Genomic DNA, 7,310 nt, shown 5'->3' with positions numbered 1-7,310 from the left:
GGAAGTGTTTTTGAACGGGTGAGGTCGCGCAGCCAGACCCGGACCGCGGCGAGGACCGTTCCGTCATAGATCGCGGCCCGCTTGTGGTACCTGGCCGCTATCGCCCGTTCTGCTTGAGCGGATCGACCGCCCGCTCGACGGTGGTGCGGTCGCGGTAGGCCTCCCGGTCGAAGATCGGGGGCCTGCCGCCCGTCGGGCCTTTGCGTTTGCGGTGGACACACTGGTCCGCGGGATGGCCGCCGTGATCCTGCGCCGGCGTGGACGGGCCCGGACCGCCGAGGAGCAGGCTCCGTCGTTCGCGGTGCCTGTCCGGTGCGCCCCCTCCCGGAGTGCGATTGTGACTGGATGCACTCAGTGCGTCGTTGCACTAAGTGCATCTACTTCTTTAGCTTGACGGTATGGACGATCAGCACAAGCCCCCGTCCTCCGATCGGCGTGAGGCGCTGAAGGCGCGCCACCGACGAGCCATCGTCGACGCCGCGACGGCGCTGATGACCGAGATTGGAGGCACGAACTTCACCGTCGACCAGCTAGCGGAGCGGGCGGACGTCTCCCGCAGGACGGTCTTCAACCACTTCCAGACGATGGACGACATCGTCCTTGAGGTGTTCGGCGAGATGATCGAGACGATCGTCGACAGCATCGACGCCAACCTCTCGTCCCAGGCCACGGGACGCTCCGGTACCACGCCGGTGTTCGACCGGGTCGCCGAAGCCCTACGCGTCACCGACCTGGTGACCCCGATCACCGAGCTCACCCGGATCTTCGGCGGTGAGGGCACATTGCCCACCTCTCGGCAGGCCCTTCTGTTCGAACGTGCGATCAAAGATCTGGGCACCCGGATCTCGGCGACCACTCTGCGCCACTACCCCTCCGCCGACGCCTTCGAGGTGGAGGTGATGTGCGGCGCGCTCGTGAGTGGCGCACTGGTGGTCCACCGGCACTGGAACGAGGCCACCGACGGGGGCGACACACGGGAGTCCCGCCGTGTGTGGGACGAGCTCCTGGACCGTCTGATCGCCGTAATCCGCGGCGGATACGGCGCCCTCGCCTCCGACCGCAGTACGTCCTGAGCCCCCGCGCTCCCTCTCCCACCATCGTTTGCAGGAACCCATGGCTGAATTTCTCTACAGACTCGGGCGCGCTGCTGCGCGTCGCGCCCGAACCGTCATCGCGGTGTGGCTGGCTCTCCTCATCTCCGCCGGTACGGCGTTCTTCCTCTTCTCGGGTGAACTCGAGGACAGCTTCTCGATCCCCGGCACGCCCACCGACCAGGTGAACCAGAAGGTGTCGGAGGAGTTCTCCGGGATGGGAGGCGGAACCGGCACCGTCGTCTACCAGACCGAGGACGGTTCGGCCTTCTCCGAGGAACAACGGGCGGCGATCAGTGATCGCGTCGAGGCGGCCGCCGAGGTCTCCGGTGTCGAGGACGTCGTCGACCCGTTCGTGGCCGAGGACGAACGCGCCGAGCGGCAGGAGGAACTCGACGAGGGGCGCGAGGAGATCGGGGACGCCCAGGAGGAACTCGACGCCGGTCAGGACGAGCTCGACGAGGCTCGCGGGCAGGCCGAGTTCGTCGGAATGCTCGACCAGATCGAGGACGAACTCGGCGCTCAGCAGGCCGAGCTCGACGAGAACCGGGAGACGCTGGAGGAGGAGAGCGAACAACTTGAGGAGGGCGCGGCCCTGCTGGAGATGGCCTCCGAGATCCGCTTGGTCTCCGAGGACGGCGGCACCGCGCTCGTCAACGTCGCCTTCACCGAGAGCCAGGAAGAGGTCTCACAGGAGACCAGGGACGCTGTGATGGCGGTTTTCGAGGACGCCCCCGTGGCCGGGACCACCGTCGACTTCGGCGACGACATCGCCATGAGCATGCCCAGCCTCGTCAGCGCCGCCGAGGTGATCGGGGTGGTCGTGGCGGCTGTCGCGCTGGTGGTCACGCTGGGCACCCTGGTGGGCGCCGGGCTGCCGATCCTGACGGCACTGATCGGCGTCGGTATCGCCACCCTGACCGTGATGTCCCTGTCCGGTCCGCTCGAGATGGCGTCGGTGACGCCGATCCTCGGTCTGATGCTCGGCCTGGCCGTCGGTATCGACTACTCGCTGTTCATCGTCAATCGGCACCGCCGCCAGCTCAAGCAGGGGATCGACGTCGGGGAGTCCATCGGCCTGGCCAACGGGACCGCGGGCAACGCCGTGGTCTTCGCGGGCACGACCGTGCTGATCGCACTTCTGGGCCTGAACCTGACGGGAATCGATTTCCTCGGCCTCATGGGGACCGTCGGCTCCCTCGCCATCACGATCGCCGTGCTGATCGCGGTGACGCTCGTCCCGGCCCTGCTCTCGCTGGTCGGGATGCGCATCCTGGCACGTCGCGAGCGTGACCGGCTCGCCGGCGCCGCGACGACTACCCGCACCGAGGACGGGCACACGGACACCGACCCCGAGATCCGCCCGATGTCGGCGGGGCGGGCGGTCGGCCGCGCCGCCGCGGCCGTCCTCGCCCTAGGCATCATCGCCCTGCCGACCCTCGACCTGCGCCTGGGCATGCCGGACGGCTCCTCCGAGCCCACCGACTCGACCCAGTACCGCGCCTACACCGCCGTGGCCGAGAACTTCGGAGACGGTCAGAACGGCGCGCTCCTGGTCGCCGCGGACCTGCCCAGGTCCCCGCGCGAAGGGCAGGCGCGGGAACACCAGATGGAGGTCGCTGAGGAGCTCTACTCCCGGCACGCCGTGGCGGCGGTGGCCCCCATCGGGATTTCCGACGACGAGACCCTGGCCATCTTCCAGGTCGTGCCCGTGGACGGCCCCGCGAGCGAGTCGACCGAGGACCTCGTGCACACCTTCCGTGGCCTGGCGCCCCTCGACGGAGCCGGCGAACTCGGTGTCGCGGGTATGGCCAGCGGCAACATCGACATCTCCGAGACGCTCAGCGATGCGCTGCCGACCTACCTCGCGGTGATCGTGGGCCTGTCCCTGGTCATCCTGCTTTTGGTCTTCCGGTCGATCTTCGTTCCGGTCGTCGCGACCCTCGGCTTCATCCTGTCCTTCTTCGCGGCGCTCGGCAGCGTGGTGGCCATCTATCAGTGGGGGTGGCTCGGCGGACTCTTCGGGGTCGAGAATCCGGGTCCGGTCATGAACTTCCTGCCGACGCTCGTGGTGGGGATCCTGTTCGGTCTGGCCATGGACTACATGCTCTTCATCGGTACGGGCATGCGCGAGGCCTACGTGCAGGGACGGCCCGCGCGGCTCGCCGTCGTGGAGGGCTTCCGGGCCGGTCGCGCGGTGGTCACAGCCGCGGCGGTCATCATGATCTCGGTGTTCGGCGGGTTCGTCTTCTCCGACACCGTGATGATCAGCTCGATCGGTTTCGCCCTCGCGATCGGTGTGCTGTTCGACGCGTTCGTGGTCCGTATGACGCTCATCCCCGCGCTCATGCACCTGGCCGGCGAAACGGCGTGGTGGCTGCCTCGGTGGCTCGACCGGATCCTGCCCGACATCGACGTGGAGGGGGCGGCCCTGGAGCGCCACCACATGCGGGAGCGGGAGGAGGTCCCGGACGACAGAGCTCGGGCCGAGGCGGCGGGAGCGCCTACGGAGCCGTCCTGGAATGCCTTCGAGGACGATGTCCCCTCGGGGCAGCGCTGAGGGAGCCCGGCCGGGTGGCGGAGGCGGCGGTCTGAGCCACCCGGCGGCCGCTGCGCGGGACGCTCGGGACGTAACCGCAGACGATCTCGGTGTGCTTTCCGGACAGGTGCGGGCGACCGAAAGGGGGCACGCAGACGAGCCGGCGACGACAGGTCGCCCGGGCCCGAGACCGCGCCGGATAGGGCCACGAGGAGCTTATGGCGAATCCATGGAGATGTTCCTTTGCATATGGGCCCAGTGGGATTCGGACTTGATGTCGCAGGTCAATCCATGTTCGGGGATACGAGAGTGGGTGAACAGCCGATGTGCGCGAACCTCGCGACACAATGTCTTTGCCGGTCACGCAGATCTTTGCCACCGCCGTGGTCGTTTGGCGGCCCCAGCAGGGCAGCAAGCGAACTGAGCTTCCCCCCGAGTAGTGGAAATCTCCGACAATAAGGACAGAGGAGGTGTCCACCTATATGGTCATGAAGGTCTACCCGGCCGATTTCAGGGCTGATGCGGTGGCGTTGTACCGGTCCCGATCCGGTGCCACGTTGGAGTCACACGGCCGGCTGCCGTGCCACCGTCCACGATGAGGTCGATACCGGTGACGTAGCTGCTCTGGTCTGTCGCGAGGTATACGACCGCCTGGGCGACCTCCTCCGGCGCCCCCTGGCGCTGCATCGGAATACCGGCGACGTAGGCAGCCATGTCGTCGTTGGCGAAGTCGGGGCTGTCGGTGATCTGAGTCGCGATACTGCCCGGGCATATGGAGTTGACGCGGATGCCCGCGTCGGCCATTTCCACGGCAGCGACCCGGGACAGCGCCCGTACGCCGAACTTGGCCGCGCCGTATGCGCCGAGCTCGGCGGTTGCGAGGACTCCGCGTAGCGAGGAGATGTTGACGATCGCGCCCCCGTCGTTCATGGTTCTGGCCGCGCACTGCAGGCCCAGAAACGTGCCAACGAGGTTGAGCTCCAACATGCGACGCAAAGACTCGACCGGGGTGGCCACGATCGGCGACTTGGTCGCCGCCCCGGCGCAGTTGACGAGCACGCTGAGCGTCTCGCCCACGGAGGACAGGTGTTCCTCGAGGGTGCCCCACTGGCTCTCGTCCGTCACGTCGAGGTGACGGTAGTGGGTTCCATGTCCCAGCTCAGCCGCGAGTTCCTCTCCTGCGGCGTCGTCGACGTCGGTGATCCACACCGTGGCACCTTCGGCGCGCAAGGCCCGGACAGTCGCCGCGCCAATCCCTCCGGCACCGCCTGTGACTACAGCACACCGTCCCGAGAGACTCTGCTTATGCATCGACGTGACCTCTTCAGCCCGCTTGGTCGGCCACTCGGGCCTCACGAGACGCGTGCGGTGCGCCGAGCGAGACGGGATGGTCATCGGCGGCCGCGGGCACGTCGTGCTGCAGGCGGTTGACGAGAGCGGCGACGTCACCGGGAACGGAGACCATGGCCATGTGGCCAGCACTCAAGAAGACCGTGTCGCCGCCCACGATCCGTGACGAGTGCTCCTGGAGCTCCGGTGGGTAGCAGTGGTTCTTGGTCAGCCGCACGTACGTGCGGCTGACGGGGGTGGCGAGCCCGGACAGGTCCACGGGCTCGGTGAGCAGCGCGGCACAGTCGTCCACCACCTGGTCCAGTGTCCAGGCGGTGTCGTCCACGCCCAGATCGTTGCACAGCATCGCCTCCGCGCCTGCTCGGTCCTGGTGGTAGATCCCGTCATGGATGCACGCCTCGGCTACGCCGCGGACGCCAGGGTCGATCTGGTCGATCACGCGTGCCCCGTCGTCCGGGACGACGGCGGAAAGGAACACGACATGCCGCAAGCGCGATGCCAGCGCCGGCATCACCCGGGACACGGAGACGCCCGCGAAGGAGTGGGCCACGAGCACGATGTCGGACAGCCCGGCTGCGTCGACGTCTTGGACGATCGCCTGTTCGCAGTCGGTGAGCGTCACCGAGCGCAGGTCGACGTCCGACCGTGAGTCGCGCCCCGGCAGGTCGACAGCGCAGACCTCGCCGTCGAGCAGTGGAGCGAGCCGGTGCCAGCAGTCGGCGCCCATTCCGGCGCCGTGGACGAGAACGAAGGACACCTCGGCCGTCCTTCCCAGAGAGTTGAACTGAATTAGTCTCACTTAAGCCCATTGTCCACTGACAAGTCAACCGCCGAGAGTCACGGACCGGAGTCGGACCTGGCCTCGCCGGCGCCGGGCCCCAGTGCCCGCCGCTGCGGAGTCACTGTGCCTCTGCCGTCTGTGTGATCGGGCCCGTTGCTTGCCGCGTCGACGCGTGGTCCATAAACTGAACTGATCTCAACTCAGTTGGAGTGGCCCATGAAGTCCCTTGCCCGTCCCTGGCCGGAGGCGTCGCCGTCGCTGCTCGCGCCTGTCGCCGAGCATGCCGACCTGCGCGCGGTCGTCCGGCAGATCCTCGACGACCACGCGTCACATGAGAAGGTCCGGGTGTCCGCGGAGAGCCCATTGGGGTACGCGCCGGAGCTGTGGAAGCTGCTGAACCAGGAGATGAGCCTGAGCGCGTTGGCGGTTCCGGAGGCGCGAGGTGGACTCGGATACGGCCTGCGGGAGCTCGGGGTCGTTCTGGAGGAGTGCGGGCGCGCGCTGGTGTGTGAGCCGGTCCTCGCGTCGGCGGTCCTCGGTGTCCAGTCGTTGCTCCGAGCGCCGGAGGGTGTGGCCGAGGAACTCCTGCAGCCGGCGGTACGAGGGGACGTCGTGGTCACCATGGCGCCGCTCGAGCCCGGACACGTCGATGCCGTGGCCGTGGGCGGTGACGGCTGGGCCGTACACGGCCGACTGCCGCGGGTCCTGCAGGGAGGAGCCGCGGACGCCGTGATGCTTCTCGCCGGAACAGAGGCCGGGCCCGCTCTGTTCGCCGTGGACCTGCGTGATGCGCCGGTGCGGCGGGAGGAGCTCACGACCATCGACCTCAGGCGCCGTCAGGCCGCGCTGATCTTCGAGGGAGCCTCGGCCGCGCTCCTTGTCCCACCCGAGCGTGCCCACGAGGCCACTGCCGTGCTGCATGACCTCGCGCGGGCGTCCCTCGCCTGCGAGCACGTCGGGGTGGTCGACCGGATGCTGTCGATGACGCTCGACCACGTCAGCCAGCGGCACCAGTTCGGTCGGCCGCTGGGATCCTTCCAGGTCATCAAGCACCGCCTGGCCGACATGCTCGTCGACCTGGAGCGGAGCCGCTCGGCGGCGCGGTACGCGGCCTCGGTCTGGACCGATGACCCGAAAGGGGCCTCCCTGGCCGCCGACGTCGCGGCGGCCGTGTGCACGGAAGCGACGCTGCGCGCGACCGCCGACGCGGTACAGCTGCACGGTGGCATCGCCTTCACATGGGAGCACGAGGCGCACTACTACGTCCGTCGCGCCCTCGGCGACGAGCCGCTGTTCGGGGACGCCCGTGGTGCCCGCGCACGCATCGCAGAGCAGGTGGGCGTGTGACCCCGAACGTTGACCCGTCCATGCCCGCGATGCTAAATTGAAGTGAATCCAGTTCAGCATAGAACGTGGCGTGTCGCCGAAGTCGGAGCACGTCGGTGGCCAGGAGGAGATGTGGCGTCGACTCAGCAAACCGTCGCGTTGGCGGGCAGCCGGTGCGAAGGATGCGGCGCGGTCGCGTTCCCGCCATCCGAAAGATGCATGC

Annotated in this window: 5 protein-coding genes and 1 pseudogene; 4 read left to right on the top strand and 2 right to left on the bottom strand. The window is 68.2% G+C overall.

What is annotated here, in order from left to right; all coding sequences use genetic code 11:
* Nucleotides 1–398: 398 nt before the first annotated feature.
* On the top strand, nt 399–1,073 hold the full coding sequence (locus VS93_RS13055) for a TetR/AcrR family transcriptional regulator (RefSeq protein WP_046470204.1): 675 nt from the start codon (nt 399–401) through the stop codon (nt 1,071–1,073).
* A gap of 40 nt (nt 1,074–1,113) precedes the next feature.
* Nucleotides 1,114–3,651, top strand: coding sequence for an MMPL family transporter (locus tag VS93_RS13050; RefSeq protein ID WP_046470203.1), 2,538 nt, complete (start codon nt 1,114–1,116; stop codon nt 3,649–3,651).
* A 489-nt stretch (nt 3,652–4,140) separates the two neighbouring features.
* On the opposite strand, the gene VS93_RS13045 is transcribed toward VS93_RS13050, so the two are convergent.
* Together VS93_RS13045 and VS93_RS13040 are read right to left on the bottom strand one after the other, a co-directional pair.
* Complete coding sequence (locus VS93_RS13045) at nt 4,141–4,941, bottom strand: SDR family oxidoreductase (protein WP_046470217.1); 801 nt, start codon at nt 4,939–4,941, stop codon at nt 4,141–4,143.
* A gap of 13 nt (nt 4,942–4,954) precedes the next feature.
* Complete coding sequence (locus tag VS93_RS13040; protein ID WP_082126855.1) at nt 4,955–5,737, bottom strand: alpha/beta hydrolase family protein; 783 nt, start codon at nt 5,735–5,737, stop codon at nt 4,955–4,957.
* Nucleotides 5,738–5,977: 240 nt separating this feature from the next.
* Between VS93_RS13040 and VS93_RS13035 the strand changes: the two genes are divergently transcribed.
* Complete coding sequence (locus VS93_RS13035; RefSeq protein WP_046470202.1) at nt 5,978–7,108, top strand: acyl-CoA dehydrogenase family protein; 1,131 nt, start codon at nt 5,978–5,980, stop codon at nt 7,106–7,108.
* Between the two features lie 42 nt (nt 7,109–7,150).
* A pseudogene (locus VS93_RS33410) lies at nt 7,151–7,309 on the top strand (hypothetical protein); the annotation flags it as partial.
* Nucleotide 7,310 lies beyond the last annotated feature (1 nt).

This window comes from Allosalinactinospora lopnorensis (genome assembly GCF_000981225.1).
GTDB classification, from domain to species: Bacteria; Actinomycetota; Actinomycetes; order Streptosporangiales; family Streptosporangiaceae; genus Allosalinactinospora; species Allosalinactinospora lopnorensis.
The sequence above is the reverse complement of the archived record's forward strand: the minus strand, read 5'-3'. Positions and strand labels throughout refer to the sequence as shown.

Bases quoted from the DNA above. Each gene is read 5' to 3' on its own strand.
- VS93_RS13055 (WP_046470204.1), top strand. From the start codon at position 399: ATGGACGATCAGCACAAGCCCCCGTCCTCCGATCGGCGTGAGGCGCTG.
- VS93_RS13050 (WP_046470203.1), top strand. From the start codon at position 1,114: ATGGCTGAATTTCTCTACAGACTCGGGCGCGCTGCTGCGCGTCGCGCC.
- VS93_RS13045 (WP_046470217.1), bottom strand. From the start codon at position 4,941: ATGCATAAGCAGAGTCTCTCGGGACGGTGTGCTGTAGTCACAGGCGGT.
- VS93_RS13035 (WP_046470202.1), top strand. From the start codon at position 5,978: ATGAAGTCCCTTGCCCGTCCCTGGCCGGAGGCGTCGCCGTCGCTGCTC.